We start from the raw sequence: 22,086 nt of genomic DNA, 5'->3' as shown, positions 1-22,086 counted from the left end.
ATAAGGCCGCGCCGCCAGTCCTGGACGCCAAAGGCCAAAAAGTTGACGCGGGGTGGAGCAGCCCGGTAGCTCGTCAGGCTCATAACCTGAAGGTCGTCAGTTCAAATCTGGCCCCCGCAACCAATAAAAACCCCCGCTTCACATATGAAGCGGGGGTTTTTTACTGCAATATACGCAAGCGAAATCCCGAAAAGCAGAACGGAACTCGAGCGAGCGAGTTCTCGTTTGGGCTAAAAATCCGCTCCCTTATCCTTGCTGCAAAGCCGAGCCCGCACGGATGTGCAGCCGTTCGCGAGATCACCGTGCATCCGGTCGGGCACGGTCATGGTGAGCTACCTCACCGTTATCGCGTCGGATTTTTCCGAAGGGTCGATTCCACTTTCCGTCCGATACCCTCGAGCGGTTGCGTCCTCATGCGGCGCATTCCGGATAGCTCTGAGATCGTCGGCACATTCTGGCGGCGAGAAATCGATCGCGATTGCTCCGACTGTTTCCCAGAGGGCGGGAGCGGCGCGTCCGACCCTGGTCCGCAGCAGGGGCTTCAATTTACGAAGGCATCATGGACCGGTTTGCAATGGGCCCTGCAGGCCTTTACCCCCGCCGCGGATACCGCGCGACTGACCCTCAGCGAGCTGGCCTGGGCGTCCGGTCAACAGGGCTACTTCGGCACACCGTTTATGACGAAGAGCGCCTGGATGAACTGATCCGGAGGGAAGGTTCCGAAGCTGCGGGCATAGATGCGTTTGACGCGCTCCGTTCGATAGAGTTCCGCCAGCGTGGCGTCGACCAGCAGGCGGAACTTGTCGTCGCCCAGCGGCAGGGCCAGCGCGTAGGTCTCGAAGGTGAAATACTGTTCGGAGAGCTTGATGCCGGCGCGGTTCCGGCTGTTCAGCATGTGAAAGTTGAGGATGCCGCGATCGGCAAAATAAGCGTCGATCTTGCCCTCGACCAGATTCCGGACCCCTTCGGGATGGGCCTGCACCGGAGTGATCTCGGCCTCGATGCCGAGCTGCTTCAGCGTCGCCTTCAGGACTTCCTCGGTCGTGGTGCCGCGGAGCACGCCGATCTTCCTGCCGCGCATATCCTCGATGCGGTTCATCTCGTTGACCCGATGAAGAACGCCGGCGCCATCGATGAAGGTCGGCAGCGAGAAATCGACGATGGCGCGCCGGGACATGGTCACCGAGGATGGATCGCAGAGGACGTCGATCCGGCCGTCACGCAGTTCGGTGAAACGTGTGGTCGACGAGACCTCGACATACTCGATCTTGAGCCCAGGAAGATCCTGCGCCTTCTTCACGCCGGCAGCCACTTCGCGACAAAGATCGACGATGTAACCGGACGGCTCGCCGTTGCTCGTCCGATAGGAGTAGGGCGGCGCGTCGGGGCGAAAGCCGAGCCGCAAGGTGCCGGTCTCGCGCGCTCGCGCGAGGGTGTCCGCCGCCAAGCTGGCCGTCGATATCGCCATGCTCACGAGCGCGATCAGAATGGCCTGCATGATCCCGTTCCGTCTTTTTGGCCGCGGCGAAGACGATAATGCGGATAGGCCGATTCAAAAATGGTGATTCTGACGGCCACGCGCGCTTCGGCTGTGCCAGCGCGAATTTTCGCCTGTCCTGCCGCTTCGATCCGGCCGGCGGGGTTCCTGAACGGTGCCTTCAGCCCGACGCCGGGCGGTGGATGGTGCGTCCTGTGGCGTCAGCCCGGGTCGCTCAGCATCTCCAAGGCCGATTTGGCGGCGCATTCGACGTGGTGAACGGCTGCGAGCCGCGCGGCCTCCGGGTCCCGGCGGGCCAGCGCCGTCAGCAGATCGCCAAGCTCGCGCAGGCTCTCGGCACCTCGCCCTGGCGCTCTCAGCGAGGTCGCGCGCAGGAGCATGATCCGCGCATTGAGCATGCGCAGGCTCTGGCCGAGCGCTTCGTTTCCGGAGCCGTCGATGAGCACGTCGTAGAATTGGTTCTTGGCGGTGAGGCGCGCCATCGGGTCGGCGCTGTCATAGGAAGCCCGCAGCCGCTCGAAGGCTGCCTGAATGGCCACCAATTGTGCGTCCGAAGCTTTGGCGGCGAAGAGCTCGCAGGCGAGGCCCTCCAGCAGTGTACGGACCTGATAGATCCCGCGAGCCTGCGTGGCTGTCAGGCGGGCGACGATCGGGCCGCGATGCGGGACGACCTCGATCAACCCTTCCGATTCGAGTTGGCGCAGCGCCTCGCGGATCAGCGTCCGGCTGACGCCGACCATTTCACACAATTCCCGTTCGGGGAGTCGTTCGCCGGCCTGGAAGCGCCCGGTCGCGATGGCATAGCGGATGCTCTCGGTGACGCTTTGGCGCAACGGCGCCGCCACGCGTTCCACGCGATAGTCCCGCTCGGGAAACACAATCCCGTTCATGCGCTCATCTCTCCGTAGCGAACCTCGCCTCTAACCGAATACATCAAATGCCTTGGGCCTGTCTCGCGTCGGCCGCTCGCAAGGAGCGCCGACGCGAGATGGTATTCACTGCGTCGCGCGGCCGAGAGCGGCGCGGACCTGATTGACATAGGCCGGACCGTCGACCCCGACTTCCTTGGCGCGCGAGAGCCAGCTGTCGAATGCCGGCTGTGCGTATTTGGGGTCGTTGATCGCAGCCCGCAACTCGGGCGAGGCCGTCCAGGGCTCGACGCCGTTCTTGCGCATGTTGTCGAGGGCCTTCTCGACGAAGGCATTGTAGGTGCCGAATGCGTCCTTCTGAAGTTCGGCCATGGCGCCGCGGACCTGCTCGCGGACATCGGCCGGCATGCCTTCCCATTCGGCCTTATTGATCAGGATGGCCCAGCCGGTGATCGCGCCGACACCCCAATCCTGCACGTATTTGGCGATGCGCCAGAACTCCATAGCCCCGCCGACGCAGGTCGAGATGAAGACGCCATCGATGACGCCGCGCTCGAGCGCGGGCATGATTTCGGTGGTCGCCATCGGCGTCGGCTTGGCGCCGAGCGCGTTCATCTGGGCCGCCGTCTGCGGATTGTGCACGCGCACGCGCTTGTTCTTGAAATCCTCGACGGTGCGGATCGGCGTCTTCGAGAACAGGCGCGTCGGGCACCAGGCACCCTCCGCCAGGACGACCGCGCCCCACTTGTCCTCCCAGATCTTGGCCACGTCCTTGGCCCAGAACGCATCGCGGACCTTCTGGTATTCCTCGATGTTGTTGATCAGGCCGGGCAGGTTGAAGATGCCCATGCGCGGCTCGTCGGCCGCCAGATAGGTGTGGAGCGAGGCCGACATCGGCAGGCGGCCGTCCCGGACAGCCGAGGCGATCTGCGCCGGCGCGACGAGCGAATCGCTCACCGTCACCTCGACGCGGCCGTTGGTGGCCTTCCTGACGCGTTCAGGCACGCTGGCCGTCATCGCGGAATACGCATCGCCCGGCGAGACGATGATGCCCATCGTCAGCTCGATCTTCTTCTGGGCCATTGCCGGGGCCGCTGCGCCGAGCGCGCCGAAAACCAGTGCCGCTCCGGCGAGCAGCCGGCGCGCCTTGCTATCAAAATCCATGATCATTCCTCCCGAGGACTGTCGCGACCGCTTCTTCGGCGGAACCGATGAGTGGTCGTCGTGCAATCATACAATATGACAGTCGTATTGCATGTCAAACGGACGCCGTGCTAACCCGTGTCCAAAGAACGAGACCGGGAGAGACGCAGATGGCCGATGCAGTGTTGCCGAACGATGCGGTCGTGGCCGCCCCGCCGAGCCGGGCCGCGGTCATCCGAGGTATCGACCGGATCGTCGATGGCGCCGGCTTCGTCGCCGCGCTCGCGCTCGCCGCGATGACAGCGATCGTCGTCTACGAGGTGATCTCACGCTATGTCTTCAACGAGCCGACGATCTGGGTGACCGAGATCGGCACCTATCTCTTCGTCGCCATCACTTTTCTCGGCATGGCGGTCGCGCAGCGGGGCAATGCCCATATCCGCGTCGAGATCCTGGTCGATTCGCTTCCGACGGAATGGCGGACGCGGCTGGAGCTCGCGACCCTGTGGCTCGCACTGCTCTTCACCGCGTTCTGCACATGGCACGGCGCGCGCTTCACCTTCCTCGAATATGTCCATGGCGCGCGCGACTGGGGCCTGCTCAGCACGCCGCAATGGCTGCCGCAGCTCCCGATGACGCTCGGGCTCGGGCTGTTCATCGTTGCCATGCTGCGTGACATCCACGAGCTGCGGCCGCCGCGCACGCCGCTCGCGCAATGGACCGTGCCCGTCATCGCGCTGGTGCTGACGCTCGCCCTGATCGGCATGGGCCGCGCCGACTGGCGCCTCCCCGGCACGCGCTTCGACTGGGGCTCCATCCTGGTCTGCATCTCGGTGGTGATCGGGATGGTCGCCTGGAGCGGCTGGCGCATTGCGCTCGCGACGACGCTCGCCTTCGGCGCGCTGGCGCTGGTCTTCTACCTGTCGCGCGGCACCTCGCAGCTGTGGCTCGGTTCGCTCCTCGGGCTGACGCTGATCGTCCTGCTCTTCGTCGGCGTGCGCGTCGCCTTCGCGATGGGCCTCGTCGGCCTGCTCGGCCTCTACTTCCTGCTGCCGATGACGCAATTGCCCGTTCTGCCCGACCGGGCCTGGACGAGCATCAACAGCTTCACGCTGACCGCCGTGCCAAGCTTCGTCCTGATGGGCGCCCTGCTTGTGCGCAGTGGCATCACCACCGAGCTCTTCGACGCGCTCGTCGCCTGGTTCGGCCGCACGAAGGGCGGTCTCGCTCATGCGAGCGTGGCGGCAGCGGCCACCTTCGCTGCCGTCTGCGGCTCCAGCCTCGCCACGGCGGCGACGCTGGGCTCGGTCGCGGCGCCGGAGATGGTCAAGCGCGGCTACAGCCCTCGGCTGACCTACGGTGTGGTCGCGGCCGGCGCAACACTCGGCATCCTGATCCCGCCCTCGATCGCGATGATCATCTACGGGAATGTCGTCGGAGTCGCGGTGACGCAGCTCTTCCTCGCCGGCATCATTCCGGGCCTCCTGCTCTCCTTCCTGTTCATGGTCACGGTCTTCATCTGGGGGCTCGTCTCGCCGCGCTCGATCCCCGAGGGCGAGGCCTATCCGATGAGCCGCAAGATCGCCGCGACCGTCGGTGTCCTGCCTTTCGTGTTACTGATCGTCGCCGTGCTCGGCTCGCTCTATCTCGGCATCGCGACGCCGACCGAGGCGGGCGCGATCGGCGCCGTCGCCGCCTTCCTGATGGCGGTGAAGCGCGGCCGGCTCGACGCCTCGTCGCTCTATGCCTGCCTGCTCGACACGGTGAAGGTCACGGCCTTCATCATGCTGATCGTGGTGGGCGCTGCGGTGATGAGCTGGGTCTTCGACTATCTGAAGCTGCCGCGCGCCATGGTCCAGCTCGTAACCGATGCCGGATTGGAGCCCTGGCTCGTCTTCGCGATCATCGTGCTGATCTACCTGATCCTCGGCTGCTTCATCGAATCGATCGCGATGATGCTGATGACGCTTTCGGTCACATTCCCGGTCATCGTCTCGATCGGGCTGGACCCGATCTGGTTTGGCGTGATCCTGGTGCTGCTCGTCGAGATCGGTCTCGTCACGCCCCCTGTCGGCCTCGTGCTGTTCGTGCTCAAGGGCATGAGCGACAATGTCTCGCTGAAGGACATTGCCTATGGCGTGATCCCCTTCATCTTCCTGATGCTGGGCTTCATCTGGCTGCTCTATTTCTTCCCCGGCATCGTCACCTGGCTGCCGAGCAAGATCGGCTGACGGTTCAGGGGACAGGACATGACGGTTTCACGCGAGTTTGCCCACTTCCTCGCCGCCTCGCGCGGCGCGGGAATGGCTCCCGAACTGCTGCACGAGGCGAAGCGCTCGCTGGTCAACGTCGTCGGCACCGCGCTCGGCGGCTCCGCCGACGAGGCGAGCGGCATCGCGCGGCGCACGCTGGCGCCGTTCTCCGCCCCGCCCGAGGCGACGCTGATCGGCCGGCGCGAGAGGATGAGCTGTCTCGACGCGGCCTTCCTGAACGCGCTCGCGGGCAACGTCTTCGATTTCGACGACACGCATCCGGGCACGATCATCCATCCTTCCGCGCCCGTCGGGCCGCCGCTCTTCGCGCTGGCCGAGCGCCGGCCGATGAGCGGGCGGGCGCTGCTCGAGGCCTTCGTGCACGGCGTCGAGGTCGAATGCCGCCTCGGCAATGCCGTCTCGCCGCAGCATTACAAGAAGGGCTGGCACATCACGGCGAGCTGCGGCGTCTTCGGCGCGGCAATGGCTGCGGGCCATGCCATCGGCCTCGACGAGACGCGCCTGCTCTGGGCGCTGGGCAACGCATCCGCCCAGGCGAGCGGGCTCGTCGAGACGCTCGGCACCATGGCCAAGAGCACCGGCGTCGGCCAGTCGGCGCGCGGCGGGCTGCTAGCCGCCTTCCTGGCCGAGAACGGCATGGCCGGGCCGGAGCGGCCGATCGAGGGGCCGCGCGGCTTCCTGATGGTGCTCGGCGACGGCGCCTCGCCGGACGGGCTGACCGAGCGCCTCGGCGAGAGCTGGGAGCTGCTGCGCAACACCTACAAGCCCTATCCCTGCGGCGTCGTGCTGAACCCGGTGGTCGATGCCGTGCTGGCGCTGCGCGCGCAGGCGGCGGTGCCGGCCGAGCGGATCGCGGCGATCCGGGTCTATGGCCATCCGCTGCTCGACGAGCGCGCCGACAGGCCCCATGTCACGACCGGGCGCGAGGCGCAGGTCAGCGCCCAGCATGCCGTGGCCGTCGCCTGGCTCGATGGTGCGGCCGGTATCGCCCAATTCTCCGATGCCCGCGTCGCGGCGGCGGATGTGCTGGCGCTGCGCGCGCGCGTAGCGGTCGAGCGAGAAGGCGGCCACAGCGTCGATGGCTGCCGCGTCGAGATCCGCCTCGCGGACGGCGCGGTGCTTGACCATGTCGTCATCGATGCCCGCGGCAGCACCGGCCGGCCCCTCTCGGACGGCGAGATTTCGGAGAAGTTCCGCAGCCTCGCCGCCCACGGCTGCCCGGGCTTCGATCCGGAGCCCCTGCTCGCTGGGCTCTGGCGCCTGGACGAGGCGGCGGACGCCGGAGCCGTGATCCGGCTCGCGGCCGTTGGGTGAGAGAAATCCAGCATTTCTTCGAACTGCGGAATTTCTCTAGCTTTTTGTTTTATCGCATTTTCTTCACGCGAACCGGTGTCCACTTCGCTTGAAAATGCTTCACGCCTCAACGCGCCTGCCAGCCTCCGTCGATCGGCAGGGTGGTGCCGGTGATGTCCTGCCCTGCGGGGCTGCACAGGAAGACGAGCGCGGCGGCGACGCTGTCGAGCGCCACGAAGCGCTGCGTCGGGTGGCGCGGCGCGATGTAGTCGCGCGCCGCCGCCTCCTCACTGACGCCCTGCTGGGCGGCGATGCCGGCGATGCGGTCGAGGATCGCCGGGGACGGGAGAGTGCCGGGGCAAAGCGCGTTGCAGGTGATGCCTGTCCGGGCCGTCTCGATCGCGATGGCGCGTGTCAGGCCGATCAACGCGGTCTTGGTCGTGACGTAGTCGACCCGGTCCTCGGCGCCGCGTGCGCCGTAGATCGAGGACAGGTTGACGATGCGGCCCCATCCCGCCGCCTTCATGCCGGGCAAAGCGAGGCGCGCGGCATGGAAGGCCGCCGACAGATTGACGGCGAGCGCCCGGTCCCATTGCGCTGGCGAGAAGGCCTCGATCGGCTGGAAATGGCGGATCACCGCGTTGTTCACGACGATGCCGATCGGGCCGCGCTGCGCCGCGGCCTGTTCCATCAGGCGCTCGATCTCGTCCGGTTGTGCGAGATCCGCCCCGTCGAAACCGACCTCGGCGCCCGTCTCGTCGGCCAGCGCCGCCGCGGCGGCCTCGCCGACCCCCGGCTCCGCCAGCCCGTTGAGGGTGATGCTCGCGCCCTGAAGGGCGAGGCCGCGCGCCATGGCATAGCCCAGCCCCGCGACGGAGCCGGTGACCAAGGCATGCCGTCCGGACAGCATCGCGCCGCTCATGGCAGCTCCTTCGGCGTCTCGTCCAGCCGCACGGCGATGCCGGCGAGCTCTGGCGAGACCGGGGGATAGATCGCCATGACCAGCGGGTCGTGGCCGGGCACGACATGGGCTGGCGAATCGGCCAGCTCGTGGATGATGCGGAAGCCCTCCATCATCGCTCCGGCGTCGTGGAGGGCGGGGAAGGGCAGGCGGCGATTCATGTTCATGTAGAGATGCGAGGCGTCCGAGGCGACGACGACCCAGCCGCGCTTCGTCCAGACCCTGACCACCTGCAGCCCGCCCGAATGCCCGCCCGTGCGGTGCAGCGTCAGCCCGTCGGCGAGCTCCACGGTGCCGTCATGGAAGGCGACGCGGCCGGCATAGACGTGGCGCACGAAGGAGACGACGTCCTCGACATGGAAGGGATGGCGCAGGAAGCCGTGGCACATGCAGCGGCCCGTCGCATAGGCCACCTCGGCATCCTGGACATGGAAGCAGGCGCGCGGGAAGTCGCCCAGCGTGCCGGCGTGGTCGTAATGCAGATGGCTGAGGATCACCTCGTCGACCTTGGCCGCGTCGATGCCGATCAGGGCCAGCGCTTCGTGGGGCTTGCGGATGAGGTCGCGCTTGCGCGCCACCGCCTGCTCCGTGTCGAAGCCCGTATCGATGACGAAGGTGCGGTCGGAACGACGCGCGACCCAGATGAAGTAGTCGAGATCGGAACCAGCCTCGTGCGGATCGCCGCCGATCGCGTTGTCCCAGGCCTTGCGCCCCGTATGGTTCGCGTAGCGCAGGGCGAAAAGCTCGAAGGGTTCGGGATGTGCGCCAGTGCGCGCGGATGCGGTCTTCATGGTCGGGCCTTCCCTCTCCAGCCGGGCCATCGACGAGCGTGGCCGTTGTCAGTTCATATCAACACACAATAATACCGTAATACAATCATTGACGCCTTGGTGATCGCCGTCCTATGCATGGCGAGACGGCGGGTCCGAGATCGGCCCGGGAGCATAGGACAGCATGCATGACGATTCGCCCGGAATTCGAGGGAGAGCAGTTCAAGAAGGGGCTCGCGATCCGCCGCGAGGTTCTCGGCCCCGCCTATGTCGACAAATCCGTGCAGGGCGCGACCGACATGACGGCGCCGCTCCAGAAGCTCGTGACGGAATGGTGTTGGGGCGAGGTCTGGGGCCGCCCGGGCCTCGACCGCCGCACCCGCAGCTTCCTGAATCTCGCCTTCCTCACCGCGCTCAACCGCCCCAACGAGATCAAGCTGCATGTGCGCGGCGCGATCAACAACGGGCTCAAGCCGGAGGAGATCCAGGAGGTGATCCTGCAGGCCGCGATCTATTGCGGCGTCCCGGCGGCGCTCGACTGCATGAAGGTCGTGGTCGAGACGCTCAAGGACATCGAAGAAGGCCGCTGAAGCGGCCCGGCCGGAACAGCTTCGGGAGGACAGGCAGTGACACAGCAGAAGCGCATCGGTTTCGTGGGCCTGGGAACGATGGGGCTGCCGATGGCGGAGAACCTCGCCTCGGCAGGGTTCAAGGTCGTCGGCTTCGACATCTCGGCGAAGGCCACGCAGCAGCTTTCGGCGTCGGGCGGCTCCGTCGCCGGGTCAGCCGCCGAGGCGGCGGACGGAGCCGACATCGTCATCGCCATGCTGCCCAACGCCACGCATGTGCGCACCGCCCTGTTCGGGGCGCTCGGCATCGCGGACAGGCTCGGCAAGGACGCGGTCTTCATCAACATGTCGACCATCCTGCCGCAGGAGACGGACGCGTTCGGCACCGAGATGAAGGCGCGCGGCCTGCGCATGCTCGACGCCCCGGTCGGCCGCTCCGCCATCGAGGCCCGCCGCGGCGCGTTGCTGATCCTTGCCAGCGGCGAGCCGGAGAATATCAGGAAGGCGCAGTTCGCCTTCGACGTGATGGGCAGCCAGACGGTCGATTGCGGCCCGCTCGGTGGCGGGTCCCGCGCCAAGATCGTCAACAACTTCATGGGCATCTCGCTGAATGCCCTGACGGCCGAAGCGCTGACACTGGCCGAGGCGGCCGGCATCACGATCAACCTCGCGCTCGACGTGATGCGCGGGACCATCGCCGGCCTCGGCCACATGAACATCACCTATCCGAACAAGGTGCTGCGCGGGGACCTCTCGGCCGGTTTCCAGGTCGATCTGGCGCACAAGGATCTGGGCCTAGCGATCGAGCTCGCCGCGCGCAGCCATGTCCCGGTCTTCATGGGGGCGGCTGCGCTGCAGAGCTACTCCGTCGCCCGTTCGCTCGGGCGCGGCGGGCAGGACTACACCGCGATCTATCCCGTGATCCGGGAGCTTGCCGGGCTGCCGGCCGAAATTCCGTACACATCGACCAACCAGCAGGAGGTCGATCCGTTTTCAAGGACCAAGAAGGCCGCCGCCGAATAGGGCGAGCCGGCTCGCGCAACATGGGAGGGTAAGATGTTGAGAATGCTTTTTGCAGCCGCGGCGCTGCTCGCGGCCGGCGCCGTGTCGGCGCAGGATTTCCCGAAGGCGAAACCGGTCACCATCATCGTGCCCTTCGCGGCCGGCGGGCCGGGGGACACCATCGCGCGCCTCGTCGGCAAAGCAATGACGGACGCTCTGAAGCAGAACGTCATCATCGAGAATGCGCTGGGCGCCGGCGGCACGATCGGCACGGCCCGCGCGGCCAGAGCGACACCTGACGGCTACACGCTCCTGCTGATGCATACCGGCATCGCGACCGCGCCCTCGCTCTATGAGAAGCTGTCCTTCGATCCGGTCAAGGACCTCGCCCCGATCGGCATGGTGACCGATGTGTCGATGACGCTGGTCGCGCGGCCGGACTACCCTGCCAAAGACCTGAGTGAATTGGTCGCCGATCTGCGTGCCAAGGGCGAGAAAGTGACGTTCGGCCACAATGGCCGAGGTTCCGCAGCGCATCTCTGCGGTGTCCTGTTCATGGATGCGATCGGCAAACCGATGACCTGGGTCGCCTATCGTGGCGGTTCGCAGGTCGTCACCGACCTGATGGCCGGAACGATCGACGTCTATTGTGACCCTGCCACCGGCACCACGCCGCTGATCCAGGACCGCAAGATCAAGGCCTATTCGGTCACGACGAAGAAGCGGCTGAAGACGCTGCCCGACCTGCCGACTGCCGACGAGGCCGGGCTGCCGGGCTTCGAGGTCTCGACCTGGTACGGGCTCTATGCCCCGGCCGGCACGCCCCGGCCGGTGATCGACCATTTGAGCCGTGCGCTGCAGGCCGCTCTGGCCGATCCGACCGTGGTGGCGCGCTTCGCCGACCTTTCCATGGAGCCGGTGAGCCAGGAGCAGGCGACGCCGAAGGCGCTCGAGACGTTCCTCGCGGCGGAGCTCAAGAAGTGGTCGCTCGCCATGACCCGCGCCGGCGTCAAGCCGGAGTGACGGGAATGCTCGGCTTTCGGGACGGGCGGGTGCCGGCGCGCGCGGATGCGGGCCGGCACCCGCCGTCAGTACCGGTTCACCGGCAGCATCATCATCTCGGCGATCTGCATGTGCGGCGGCTGGTCGAGGGCGAAGATCGCGCAGCGCGCCACGTCCTCTGGGTCCATCGCCATCTCGAACTGGTCGAAATAGGCCTTCGCCTTGGCCTCGTCGCCGCGGTAGCGGGTCAGGATGATGCCGGTCCGAACGAGGCCCGGCTGGAATTCCGTGACCCGGATGGCCGTTTCCGCCAGCTCGCCGCGCAGCGTCTGCGTGAACATGTGCACGCCGGCCTTGCTGGTGCTGTAGGCCGCCATGTCCGGTACGATCCGCACCGCGTTGATCGAAGCGATATTGAGGATGTGGCCGTGGTTGCGCGCCACCATCGCGGGCAGGAAGGCGCGGGTCATGCGCATCAGCCCGATCAGGTTGGTCTCGATGATCGCGGTCCAGTCGTCGGGCGAGCCCTCGGCGAAGGGTGTGCGCCCGCCGATGTCGTGGCCGGCATTGTTGAAGAGGACGTCGATCGGCTGGAATTCGGCCGGAATGCGAGAGGGCAGGGCGTCGACCGCGGCAGCGTCGCTGATGTCGAGGAGCACCGGGTGGGTCGAAGGACCGAGCTCGGCTGCCAGCGCCTCGAGCTTCTCCCGGTTGCGATCGACCAGCACGACGCGGCGGCCGCTGGCGACCAGCGCGCGCGCGAAGGCGGCTCCCAGGCCGCCGGCGGCGCCGGTCAGCAGGACGGTGCGGGTGTGCTCGATCGTCATCGTTATCTCCCTCGGCGCGGCCGCTCGCATGGCGGGGCGCTCCAAAATCTTGTTTGGTCGGGAGGGTGGCACAGCCGCGCCCGGCTTGTCCGCCGTCGCGGGCGTGCTAGCTGTTATGCCGGATCGGTCCGGGGCGGGAGCGCGGGATGATCGATCTCAAGCAGCTCAAGGCTTTCTCGACGTTGGCCGAGTTCGGCAGCTTCTCGCGCTCGGCGGGGGTGCTGGGCGTGGCGCAGCCCGTGCTCAGCCGGCAGATCAAGGCGCTGGAGCAGGAGCTCGGCGTCGAGCTGTTCTACCGCAACGGCCGTGGCACCGTGCTGACCGAGGCCGGCAAGGTGCTGAACCAATACGCCAAGGAGGTGGTCGACACCGTCGGCCGCGCTGCGAGCGAAGTCACGGCGCTTCGTTCCAGTCCGCGCGGCACCATCGTGATCGGCCTGCCGCCCTCGGTCGGCATCGTGCTGACCGTGCCGCTGGTCCAGCATTTCCGCGAGGCCTTTCCGCTGATCTCGCTGCGCGTGATGGAAGGCTTCAGCGGCCATGTGCTGGAATGGCTGCTGACCGGCAAGATCGACGTCGCGGTGCTCTACAACGCGCCGCGCACCGGCAGCCTCAGGGCCGAGCCGCTGTTGACCGACGAGCTCTTCCTGCTCGGCCCGCCAACCGGCGGGCCGGTTCCGGACGGCGAGTCGATTCCCGCGCGCCTGCTCTCGGATATCCCGCTGATCCTGCCCGCCCGGCCGCACGGCCTGCGCATGCTGATCGACTCGATGCTCGGCGAGGCGGGGATCGTTCCGCGCATCGACATCGAGGTGGAGGCCATGCCCTCGACGCTCGGGCTCGTCGAGAAGGGCGTCGGCTACACGATCCTGTCCTATTCGACCGCCCATGCCCGCGTGCAGGAAGGCCGGATGCGCGCCTGGCGCATCGTCGAGCCCGGCATCACGCGCCAGCTCATCCTCGCCACGTCGAGCCAGCGGCCGACCACCCCGGCGATGCGCTCGCTGGTCGCGATGGTCCGCCAGGAGGTCAAGTCCCTGACCGAGCAGGGGCTCTGGCTGCCGCGTGGACGCTGACCCGCTGCCGGGATCGTCATGACTGATATTCCACCCTTGGCGATGCCGCTGGCTGCACGGCTTCGCTAACCTCGCCTCAATCAAGCAAGACGCCGGGCCGGCAGCGCCCGTCGCATCAGAGGAATACAAGGATGGCTCTTCTCGGCTTCGTCGGCGTCGGCCGCATGGGCGGCCCGATGGCGTCCCGGCTCATCGATGCCGGACACAAGATCGTGGCCTTCGACACGCAGAAGGCGGCGACCGACGCGCTCGCCGCCAAGGGCGCGCAGATCGTCGACTCGCCCAAGGCCGTCGCGGACATCGCCGAGATCGTCTTTGCGAGCCTGCCGACGCCGGATGTGGTGCGCACTGTGGCGCTGGGCGCCAATGGCATTGGCGAAGGCTCGAAGTGCCGCGTGATGATCGACCTCTCGACGACCGGGCCGGGCGTTGCGGTGGCCGTCGCCAACGGCCTCGCCGAGCGCGGCAAGATCGCGGTCGACTGCCCCGTCTCGGGCGGCATCAAGGGCGCGGTAGGCGGCACGCTTGCCGTGATGGTCTCCTGCCCGAAGCCGACCTTCGCCGAGATCGAGCCCTTCCTGAAGGTGTTCGGCAAGGTCTTCTTCACCGGCGAGAAGCCGGGCCTCGCCCAGACGGCGAAGCTCGCCAACAACCTGATGGCCGCATGCTCGCTGGTAATCACCTCCGAGGCGATGGCGATGGGCGTCAAGGCCGGGCTCGACGCGAAGGTGCTGATCGACATCGTCAACGTCTCCAGCGGCCGCTCCAGCGCCACGGAAGACAAGTTCCCGCGCGCGGTGCTGCCCGGAACCTTCGATTTCGGCTTTGCGACCGGGCTTTCCTACAAGGACGTCAGGCTCTGCGTCGACGAGGCGGAGGCCATGGGCGTGCCGATGGTGGTCGGCGCCGCCGTCCGCCAGATGCTCGCGGTCACTCAGGCGAAGTTCGGGCCGCAATCCGATTTCACCAGCATCGCCAAGGTGCTGGAGGAGTGGGCGGGCGTCGAGATCCGAGGCTGAGGCGGCTCAAGGCCGGAACTGGAATCGGGAAGGGAGCGCCGCATGTCAGTAGCTACCGCCGAAACCGGTCCGGCCACGCTGACGCGGCTGCTCGCCCGTGAGGGGCTGGCCGCCGATGTCTCCTCCTTCGGCCCCGAGGTCGCGGCCAAGCTCAAGATCTGCCTGATCGACTTCCTCTCCTGCTGCTTCGAGGCCTTCGAACTGCCGCCGAGCCGGCAGGCGCGCGCCATCGCACGGCCGCGGCAGGACGGCGCCTCGATCGTCGGGGCGGAAGGCGCCTTCGCCGCCGGCGAGGCCGCCTTCGCCAACGGCGCGACCGGCCATGGGCTGGTCCGCGAGGACATGCACGCCGGCAGCATCACGCATCATGGCGTGGTGATCTGGCCGACGCTGCTCGCTCTGGCGCAGGAACGCGGCGCCTCCGGCGCTGCGCTGCTGAAGGGCGCGCTCGTCGGCTATGAATGCGGAGCGCGGCTGGGGCGCGCGCTGTTCGATGCCGATCTCGCGCGGTTGTTCCGGCCGACGGGAACGGTCGGTCCGCTGGGGGGAGCGCTCGGTGGCGCCGTGCTGCTCGGCCTCTCCGAGGATCAGGCCGTCGCCGCGCTGGGCTTCGCCGCGAACACCTCCAGTGGGCTCAACCAGTGGCCGCAGGCCGGCGCCTCGGATATGTATTTCCACCCCGGCTTCGCGGCCCGCAGCGCGATCACCGCCGTCGATCTCGCACTCGCCGGCGCCTATGCCAGCGAGGATATTCTCGAAGGGGAGGCCGGGCTCTTCGCCGCTTTCCGGCGCGGGCCGCCGCGCATGCCGGTCGCGCTCTTCTCGGATGGCACGGCGGAGATCGCCGCCGTCTACAACAAGCCGGTTCCGGCCTGCAATTTCGCGCAGACTGCCTGCCAGGCCGCCATCCGCGTCGCGAGCGAGATCGAGAATCCGGCGGAGATCGAGACGCTGGCGATCGACCTGCCGAATGCCGCGATCCGCTATCCCGGCTGCGACTTCTCCGGCCCCTTCGCACGGGCCCTCCAGGCCAAGATGAGCATCCAGTACGGGGTGGCCGCCGCGCTGGTGCGCGGCACGGTCGAGGAGGCGAACTATGCCCGGCTCGACGAGCCCGCCGTGCTCCGGCTCGCCCGCCTCGCGAAGCTGAGGCGCGACGAGCGCTTCGATGCCGCCTTCCCGGCCCGCCAGGGCGCTGAGGTTTCGGTCACGCTACGCAACGGCACGCGCATCAACCACCGGCTCGACGATGTCGTGCCGGCGACCGAATCCGAGATCCGGGCGCGCTTTCGCGCCGCGGCGGGCGAGCGGCTGGGCCTGCGTCGCGCCGACGAGATTGAGGCGCTGATCGACGGGCTGGAGAAGCTCGAGGATTCCGGCCGGATCGCCCGGCTGTGCACGCCGGGGGAACCCGGCACGCTCGCGCGCGGACGCCGCGCCGCGAGGGTTTGAGACGACGCGCCGGAGACGGCGCGGCACCAAAGGCCGGACGCAAGATCCGGCGGGAACGACACGGGGAGCGAGACATGACGACCGGGAGTGAGGCGACGGCGCGAGCCGGCGGCCGGGGAGCCGCAGCATGACGCAGCTCGTCGAGAATATCCTGCAGGCGCTGGCGGCTGGCCTGCTCGCCGGCGCGATCTACGGCCTGATGTGCGTCGGCCTCGGCCTGATCTTCGGCGTCATGCGGGTGATCAACTTCGCCCATGGCGACTTCATGATGCTCGGCATGTATGCCGCCTACTTCCTGTTCGGCGCGCTCGGCATCCAGGCGGTCGCCGGCAGCTATGGCGGCCCCTATCTCGCGATCGTGCTGGCCGGGCCGCTGCTCTTCCTGTTCGGCTATGCCGTCCACAAGACGCTGATCGCCCGCGTCACCGGCACGCGCACGGCGCAGTTGGAAGGCGAAGGGCATTATGCGCAGCTCATCCTGACGCTCGGCATCGCGCTGGTGATCCAGAACGGCGGCCAGATGCTGTTCGGCTCCGAGCTGCATTCGATCCGCACGCCCCTGTCCAGCAGCGCCTGGGAGGTCGGGCCGCTCTGGGGCGACTTCGTCAGCGTCTTCGTCAACAAGTCGCGCGGCATCGCGGCCCTGTTCTCGCTCGCGACCATCATCGTACTGGCGCTGGTGATCACGCGCTCGCGGCTCGGCAAGTCGCTGCGCGCCGCTGCCGATAATCCGGAAGCGGCGACCTATATGGGCATCGACGTCGACCGCGCCCATCGCGTCGCCTTCGCGCTCGGCGTCGGCATCACCGGCATTGCGGGCGGGCTGCTCGCCACCAACTACCCCTTCCAGCCCTATATCGGGCTCGAATACGTCATCGTCATGTACGCCGGCGTGGTGCTCGGTGGCATGGGCTCGATCATCGGCGCCTTCTGGGGCGGCATGACGATCGGCCTCGTGCAGCAGCTCTCGACGCTCATCCTGCCGACGCAGCTCCAGAACGCCGCGATCTTCGTCGTCTTCCTGCTGATCGTGTTCCTGAGGCCGCAGGGCTTCTTCGGGCGCGTGGTCGAGAGGACGTGACGATGAGCCTGCGCGCCCTCCTTCCGGTCTTCGGCTTCGTCCTCGCGTATGCCGTGCTGTCGCTGCTGGTCACGAATTCCTACTACCAGCTCATGCTGACGCTGGTCCTGGTCTGGGCCTGCTTCGGCCTCTCCTGGAACCTGCTCTCCGGCTATACCGGGCTGGTCTCCTTCGGCCATGCCGCCTTCTTCGGGCTTGGCGCCTACACCACGGCGCTCGGCCAGATCCATTTCGATGTGACGCCCTGGCTGATGATCCCGGTCTCGGCGCTGGTCGGGGGGCTTGCCGGCCTCGCCATCGGTTTCCCGACCTTCCGGCTGCGCGGACACTATTTCGCGCTCGCCATGCTCGCCTACCCGCTGGCGCTGCTCTACGTCTTCGAATGGCTCGGCTATCAGGAGCTCACGCTGCCGATCAAGCGCGAGAACCCGGCCGCCTACATGCAGTTCTCCGACCACAGGGTCTACACCCTGCTGGCGCTGGTGCTGCTCTTCGCGGTGATGGCCTTCTCGCTGTTCGTAGAGCGCTCGCGCTTCGGCCGGGCCCTGCTGGCGATCAAGCAGAACGAGGCGGCGGCGGAAGCGGCGGGCATCGACACCCTGTCGTGGAAGCTGAAGGCCATCGTCGTCTCCGGCGCCATCGCCGGCATGGTCGGCGGTTTCTACGCGGTCGTCCTGCTGGTGGTCACGCCGCCTTCCGTCTTCGGCATGCTCGTCTCGGCGCAGGCGCTCACCGTCACCATGTTCGGCGGCATCGGCAGCGTCTGGGGGCCTGTCATCGGCGCCGCCTTCCTGATCCCGGTCGGCGAGATCCTGCATGCGGAGCTCGGTGCGCGCTTCCCGGGCATCCAGGGCGTGATCTACGGCCTCGCCATCATCGGCGTCATCCTGATCGCGCCGGAGGGCGTCTACTGGAAGGTGCGCGACCGGCTGACGAAGCGCCGCGCGGTTCCCGCCAGGACGCTCGATGCAGCCGTAGCCACACCCGCCTCGACGGCCGGGCCGCGCAGCCGTCCGGGACCGGAGGCGCCCGTCGCGATGAGCGTGCGCGGCATCTCGAAATCCTTCGGCGGGCTGAAGGCGAACCAAGACATCTCCTTCGATGTCCCGGAGGGCGCGATCCTCGGCATCATCGGCCCGAACGGCGCCGGCAAGACGACCCTGTTCAACCTGCTCAACGGCTTCATCAAGCCCGATGAGGGCGAGGTGAAGGTCTATGGCGAGGTCACGACGGGCATGAAGCCGCACCGGCTCTGCGCGCTCGGCGTCGGCCGCACCTTCCAGGTCATGCGCCCGTTCATGCGGATGTCGGTCGCGGAGAACGTCGTGGTCGGCGCCTATGTCGCGACGAAGGACGACGCGGAGGCGAAGCGCTTCGCGGCTGAAGCGGTGGCGCGGGTCGGCCTGAGCGCCGTGGCGGACAGGCTCGCGAGCGAGCTGACCACCAAGGAGCTGCGGCTGATGGAGCTGGCGCGGGCGCTCGCCGGCCGGCCGAAGCTGCTCCTGCTCGACGAGACGCTGGCCGGCCTCGGCCATGGCGAGGCGGACGAGGTCGTCGCCGTGATCCGCCGGCTCGCCGGCGAGGCGATCACCATCGTGATCATCGAGCACACGATGCAGGCGATGGTGAAGCTCGTAGATCATTTCCTCGTCCTCGACCACGGCGCCGTCCTCGTCGACGGCGAACCGGAGGCGGTCACGCGCGATCCGCGCGTCATCGAGGCCTATCTCGGCAAGAAATGGGTGGCCGATGCTCAGGCTTGAGAACGTCCTGGCCGGCTATTCGGCCATCCCCGTCCTGCAGGGCGTCTCGCTCTCGGTCGATGCCGGGCAGTTCGTCGCGGTCGTCGGCCCCAACGGCGCCGGCAAGACGACGCTGTTCAAGACGATCTCGGGCATCGTCCAGCCGCGTGCCGGGCGCATCACCTTCGAGGGCATCGATCTCTCGACCGTGCCGCCCGCCGGCCGCGCGCATCTCGGCATCGCCCATGTGCCCGAGCACCGGCAGGTCTTCCCCTCGCTCAGCGTGCTCGAGAACCTTGAGATGGGCGCCTACACGGAAGCCGGGCGGCGCGGCTGGAAGCGCAATATCGAGCAGATCTTCGCCTGGCTGCCGGTGCTGGCGGACCGGCGCGCCCAGCTCGCCGGTACGCTCTCCGGTGGCGAGCAGCAGATGGTCGCGATCGGCCGGGGGCTGGCGTCCTCGCCGAAGCTCCTGATGCTGGACGAGCCTTCGATGGGCCTCGCGCCGGCGATCGCGGACTTCATCTTCGACAAGCTGATCGAGATCCGGCGCGATACGGGGCTGACCATCCTGCTCGTCGAGCAGCGCGTCGCCGAGGCGCTCGAATCCGCCGACCACGGCTATGTGCTCGAGGCCGGCCGTGTCGCGCTTGAGGGCGACAACCGGACGCTGCGCGCCGACGACCGCGTCCGCAAGGCCTATCTCGGCATGTGAGCCATCACCGCATTCAAAAAAGCCGCGGCCACAGCGGCGCAACATCGGAGGAGACCAGAATGACAACGAGAAGGATAGTTTCCGCAGGCGTGTTCGGCATCGGAGCGCTCGCCGCGCTCGGACTGGCCGGCCCGGCCCAGGCGCAGAACCCGGCCGAGGTGAAGGTCGGGCTGCTGGTGCCGCTTTCCGGCCTCTACGCGCGCCCCGGCCAGGTGATGAAGATGGGCGCGGAGATGGCCATCGAGCACATCAACGCCCTGGGCGGCATCAAGGCGCTGGGCGGCGCCAAGCTCAAGCTCGTGCTGCTCGATTCCGGCGACACGGTCGAGAAGGCGAAGAACGCGGCGCAGCGCATGGTCGCGCAGGAGACCGACCTCGTCGCCGCCAGCGGCGCCTATCTCTCCTCCTTCACGCTGGCCGTGACGGAGGTGACCGAGCGCGCCGAGCTGCCGGTGCTGACGCTCTCCTATTCCGACCTCATCACCGACCGCGGCTTCAAATACGTCTTCCAGACCTCGGCGACGGCCGCCTCGCAGGCGCGTCAGTGCCTGCCGGTGATGATGCAGGTCGCCGAGAAGGCGACCGGCCAGAAGCCGAAGACCGTCGCGATCATCACCGACAACACCGGTGCCTCCGTCGCGTCGGTCAAGCCGATGCGCGAAGGGCTGCTGAAGGAGCACGGTCTCAACCTCGTCGTCGACGAAACCTTCACCCCGCCGCTCTCCGACGCCACGCCGCTGGTCCAGAAGGTGCGCGCCACCCGTCCGGACCTGCTCTTCTTCCTGCCGACGGTGATCTCCGACGCCAAGCTGGTGCTGGAGAAGATGAACGAGTTCGGCCTCGGCCAGGCCCGCATCCCGACCGTCTCCTTCGGCATCGCCATCGCCGAGCCGGAGATGCTGCGCACGATGAGCCCGGAGTTGCTGCAGGGCGTGATGAGCTGCGTCGGAAGCTGGGGCTCGAAGGGCCACGAGAAGCTGATCGCCGAGCTGAAGAGCAAGTACAACGAGCCCTGGATGACCCAGAACGCGATCTCGACCTATGCCGATATGTGGGTCATCGCCGCGGCGCTCGAGAAGTCCGGCAAGGCCGACAAGGCGGCCGTGGCGGAGGCGCTGCGCACGCTCGATCTCGGCCCCTCCAAGTACTACCCGGGCGGCCTGATCAAGTTCGACGACAAGGGCCGGCGCGTCGATGCGGGGCTGACCATCCTGCAGTGGCAGAATGGCATTCCGAACACCGTCTATCCGCCGGATCTCGCGATGAGCGAGGCCGTCTGGTCGAAGAAGTGACCTGACGATCCCGGCCCCGGCCTTCGCGCCGGGGCCACCGCCTCGGACGCGGTCCGGGCAGCCCCTTCACCCCGCTCGGCCCAAGGAGAGCAGCATGAGCAAGGAAGTGTTCGACCGTGGCCTCGCCATCCGCAAGGACGTGCTTGGCAAGGAATTCGTGGAGAAGTCGTTCGCCTCGGCCGACGATTTCAACATGCCGATGCAGGAACTGACCACCGAATATTGCTGGGGCTGGTGCTGGGGCCGCGAGGAGCTGCCGCGCAAGACGCGCTCGATGCTGAACCTCGCCATGATCAGTGCGCTCAATCGCCCGCACGAACTGAAGATGCACGTCAAGGGCGCGCTCAAGAACGGTGTCAGCAAGGAAGAGATCCGCGAGGTCTTCCTGCAGGTTGCGATCTATTGCGGCATCCCCGCCGGCGTCGACGCCTTCCGCATCGCCCGCGAGGCCTTCGCCGAGGTCGAGGCCAGCAGCAAGTGAGCACGGACGCCGATGGGGACGAGGTTCCGCTGACGGTTGCGGAAGCGCTCGACCTCGCGGCGCGCGTCATGATGCGCCTCGGGCACGATGCGCCCGAGGCGAAGGTCATCGCCGATCATCTGATCGATTGCGAGCTGCGCGGCCTCGATTATGGCGGCCTTGCCCGCATTCTCAGCGTCGCGGAACGGCTCGGCCGGACCGGACGCAGCCCGCGCAGCATCGCCATCGCGCGCGAGACGCCGGTCTCGGCGCTGGTCGAAGGCAACGACCAGATCGGCTACCTCGTGATGCAGAGGGCGACCGAGCTCGCTCTCGCCAAGGCGCAGGCCAGCGGCCTCGCCGCGATCGCCGGGCGCGATACCTGGTACACGGGGATGCTGTCCTATTATGCGGAGAGGCTCTGCGCGGCTGGCCTCGTCTGCCTGATCTTTTCGAACGCTTCGCCCTGGGTGGCGCCGCATGGCGGCAGCGAAGGCCGCATGGGCACCAACCCGATCTGCATCGGCTTTCCGAGTGAGGGCGAGCCGGTGATCTGGGACATCGGAACCTCCGAGATCGTCCATGCCCAGGTCGTCCTCGCCGGGCGGATGGGCAGGGAATTGCCCGATGGCGTCGCCTTCGGGCCGGATGGCGCGCCGACGAAGGACGCCGCGGCCGCACTCGCCGGCGCCTTCGCCGCCTGGGGCGGGCATCGCGGCTCCGGCCTGGCGCTGGCCGTGCAATTGCTTGGCTCGCTCGCCGGCGGACCGGTCCTGCCAGGCGAACTCTCCGGCTTCGGATTCCTGATCGTCACGCTGGATCCCGCTCTCTTCACCGACGCCGGGCAATGGCGCCAGGCGGTCGCGGATTACGCGCATATGGTGCGCGCCACGCGTCCTCTCGACCCGGGCCGGCCGGTACAGATGCCTTTCGACCGCTCGCGTCGCGAACGCGCGGCGAGGCTCGCGGCCGATCGCATCGGCGTGCCGGCCGCGATCCACCGGCGGCTGCTCGAACTCGCCGCGTGAACCTTCTGGCGACG

At 67.6% G+C, this 22,086-nt stretch carries 20 protein-coding genes and 1 tRNA gene; 15 read left to right on the top strand and 6 right to left on the bottom strand.

Annotated features, from left to right (window positions below):
* The first annotated feature begins 46 nt into the window (after positions 1-46).
* Positions 47-123 (top strand) — tRNA-Met (locus tag BoBH3_RS05025).
* Between the two features lie 535 nt (positions 124-658).
* On the opposite strand, the gene BoBH3_RS05020 is transcribed toward BoBH3_RS05025, so the two are convergent.
* From BoBH3_RS05020 to dctP, 3 genes are all read right to left on the bottom strand, one after another.
* Positions 659-1,498: an amino acid ABC transporter substrate-binding protein gene (locus BoBH3_RS05020; RefSeq protein ID WP_262329634.1), complete on the bottom strand. Its 840-nt coding sequence runs from the start codon at positions 1,496-1,498 to the stop codon at positions 659-661.
* A 200-nt stretch (positions 1,499-1,698) separates the two neighbouring features.
* Positions 1,699-2,388, bottom strand: coding sequence for a GntR family transcriptional regulator (locus BoBH3_RS05015; protein ID WP_262329633.1), 690 nt, complete (start codon positions 2,386-2,388; stop codon positions 1,699-1,701).
* A gap of 105 nt (positions 2,389-2,493) precedes the next feature.
* Positions 2,494-3,531: a TRAP transporter substrate-binding protein DctP gene (gene dctP / locus BoBH3_RS05010; protein ID WP_262329632.1), complete on the bottom strand. Its 1,038-nt coding sequence runs from the start codon at positions 3,529-3,531 to the stop codon at positions 2,494-2,496.
* A 149-nt stretch (positions 3,532-3,680) separates the two neighbouring features.
* Here dctP and BoBH3_RS05005 point away from each other — a divergent pair, with 149 nt between their 5' ends.
* Together BoBH3_RS05005 and BoBH3_RS05000 are read left to right on the top strand one after the other, a co-directional pair.
* On the top strand, positions 3,681-5,741 hold the full coding sequence (locus BoBH3_RS05005) for a TRAP transporter large permease subunit (protein ID WP_262329631.1): 2,061 nt from the start codon (positions 3,681-3,683) through the stop codon (positions 5,739-5,741).
* Between the two features lie 18 nt (positions 5,742-5,759).
* The gene (locus tag BoBH3_RS05000) at positions 5,760-7,097 is read left to right on the top strand and encodes an MmgE/PrpD family protein (RefSeq protein ID WP_262329630.1); all 1,338 of its coding nucleotides are present in this window, start codon (positions 5,760-5,762) and stop codon (positions 7,095-7,097) included.
* A 106-nt stretch (positions 7,098-7,203) separates the two neighbouring features.
* Here BoBH3_RS05000 and BoBH3_RS04995 read toward each other — a convergent pair whose 3' ends face one another.
* Both BoBH3_RS04995 and BoBH3_RS04990 read right to left on the bottom strand, forming a co-directional pair.
* A complete protein-coding gene (locus BoBH3_RS04995; RefSeq protein ID WP_262329629.1) occupies positions 7,204-7,998 on the bottom strand; it encodes an SDR family oxidoreductase in 795 nt (264 codons plus the stop codon).
* Complete coding sequence (locus BoBH3_RS04990) at positions 7,995-8,828, bottom strand: N-acyl homoserine lactonase family protein (RefSeq protein WP_262329628.1); 834 nt, start codon at positions 8,826-8,828, stop codon at positions 7,995-7,997. The genes BoBH3_RS04995 and BoBH3_RS04990 overlap by 4 nt, the downstream gene beginning before the upstream one ends.
* Before the next feature lie 167 nt (positions 8,829-8,995).
* On the opposite strand from BoBH3_RS04990, the gene BoBH3_RS04985 reads away from it, so the two are divergent.
* The 3 genes from BoBH3_RS04985 to BoBH3_RS04975 are packed head-to-tail and all read left to right on the top strand — an operon-like array spanning position 8,996 to position 11,401.
* Positions 8,996-9,397 carry a carboxymuconolactone decarboxylase family protein gene (locus BoBH3_RS04985; RefSeq protein WP_262329627.1) on the top strand — a complete coding sequence of 134 codons (402 nt, stop codon included), beginning with the start codon at positions 8,996-8,998 and terminating at the stop codon, positions 9,395-9,397.
* A gap of 36 nt (positions 9,398-9,433) precedes the next feature.
* Positions 9,434-10,399 (top strand): sulfolactaldehyde 3-reductase, encoded by a 966-nt coding sequence (yihU, locus tag BoBH3_RS04980; protein ID WP_262329626.1) that lies wholly within the window; start codon positions 9,434-9,436, stop codon positions 10,397-10,399.
* A gap of 33 nt (positions 10,400-10,432) precedes the next feature.
* Positions 10,433-11,401, top strand: a complete 969-nt coding sequence (locus BoBH3_RS04975) for a tripartite tricarboxylate transporter substrate-binding protein (RefSeq protein WP_410050549.1) — start codon at positions 10,433-10,435, stop codon at positions 11,399-11,401.
* Positions 11,402-11,466: 65 nt separating this feature from the next.
* On the opposite strand, the gene BoBH3_RS04970 is transcribed toward BoBH3_RS04975, so the two are convergent.
* Positions 11,467-12,207: an SDR family oxidoreductase gene (locus tag BoBH3_RS04970; protein ID WP_262329624.1), complete on the bottom strand. Its 741-nt coding sequence runs from the start codon at positions 12,205-12,207 to the stop codon at positions 11,467-11,469.
* A gap of 146 nt (positions 12,208-12,353) precedes the next feature.
* Here BoBH3_RS04970 and BoBH3_RS04965 point away from each other — a divergent pair, with 146 nt between their 5' ends.
* The 9 genes from BoBH3_RS04965 to BoBH3_RS04925 all read left to right on the top strand — a co-directional run bounded on the left by BoBH3_RS04965 (position 12,354) and on the right by BoBH3_RS04925 (position 22,072).
* Positions 12,354-13,283, top strand: coding sequence for a LysR substrate-binding domain-containing protein (locus tag BoBH3_RS04965; RefSeq protein ID WP_262329623.1), 930 nt, complete (start codon positions 12,354-12,356; stop codon positions 13,281-13,283).
* Positions 13,284-13,414: 131 nt separating this feature from the next.
* Positions 13,415-14,302 (top strand): NAD(P)-dependent oxidoreductase, encoded by an 888-nt coding sequence (locus BoBH3_RS04960; RefSeq protein ID WP_262329622.1) that lies wholly within the window; start codon positions 13,415-13,417, stop codon positions 14,300-14,302.
* A gap of 42 nt (positions 14,303-14,344) precedes the next feature.
* A complete protein-coding gene (locus BoBH3_RS04955) occupies positions 14,345-15,754 on the top strand; it encodes an MmgE/PrpD family protein (protein ID WP_262329621.1) in 1,410 nt (469 codons plus the stop codon).
* A gap of 127 nt (positions 15,755-15,881) precedes the next feature.
* Entirely contained in the window at positions 15,882-16,835 is a 954-nt protein-coding gene (locus BoBH3_RS04950; protein ID WP_262329620.1) for a branched-chain amino acid ABC transporter permease, read from the top strand.
* A 2-nt stretch (positions 16,836-16,837) separates the two neighbouring features.
* A complete protein-coding gene (locus BoBH3_RS04945) occupies positions 16,838-18,598 on the top strand; it encodes a branched-chain amino acid ABC transporter ATP-binding protein/permease (RefSeq protein WP_262329619.1) in 1,761 nt (586 codons plus the stop codon).
* Positions 18,585-19,292 carry an ABC transporter ATP-binding protein gene (locus tag BoBH3_RS04940; protein ID WP_262329618.1) on the top strand — a complete coding sequence of 236 codons (708 nt, stop codon included), beginning with the start codon at positions 18,585-18,587 and terminating at the stop codon, positions 19,290-19,292. The genes BoBH3_RS04945 and BoBH3_RS04940 overlap by 14 nt, the downstream gene beginning before the upstream one ends.
* Before the next feature lie 59 nt (positions 19,293-19,351).
* Complete coding sequence (locus tag BoBH3_RS04935; protein WP_262329617.1) at positions 19,352-20,584, top strand: ABC transporter substrate-binding protein; 1,233 nt, start codon at positions 19,352-19,354, stop codon at positions 20,582-20,584.
* A gap of 94 nt (positions 20,585-20,678) precedes the next feature.
* Positions 20,679-21,065, top strand: a complete 387-nt coding sequence (locus tag BoBH3_RS04930; RefSeq protein WP_262329616.1) for a carboxymuconolactone decarboxylase family protein — start codon at positions 20,679-20,681, stop codon at positions 21,063-21,065.
* Complete coding sequence (locus BoBH3_RS04925; RefSeq protein WP_262329615.1) at positions 21,062-22,072, top strand: Ldh family oxidoreductase; 1,011 nt, start codon at positions 21,062-21,064, stop codon at positions 22,070-22,072. The genes BoBH3_RS04930 and BoBH3_RS04925 overlap by 4 nt, the downstream gene beginning before the upstream one ends.
* Positions 22,073-22,086: the final 14 nt, after the last annotated feature.

The sequence above is a fragment of the Allobosea sp. BH3 genome (genome assembly GCF_025499465.1).
Taxonomy (GTDB): Bacteria; Pseudomonadota; Alphaproteobacteria; order Rhizobiales; family Beijerinckiaceae; genus Allobosea.
Note: the sequence above shows the minus strand (reverse complement) of the source record. Positions and strands in the feature narration are given on the sequence as shown.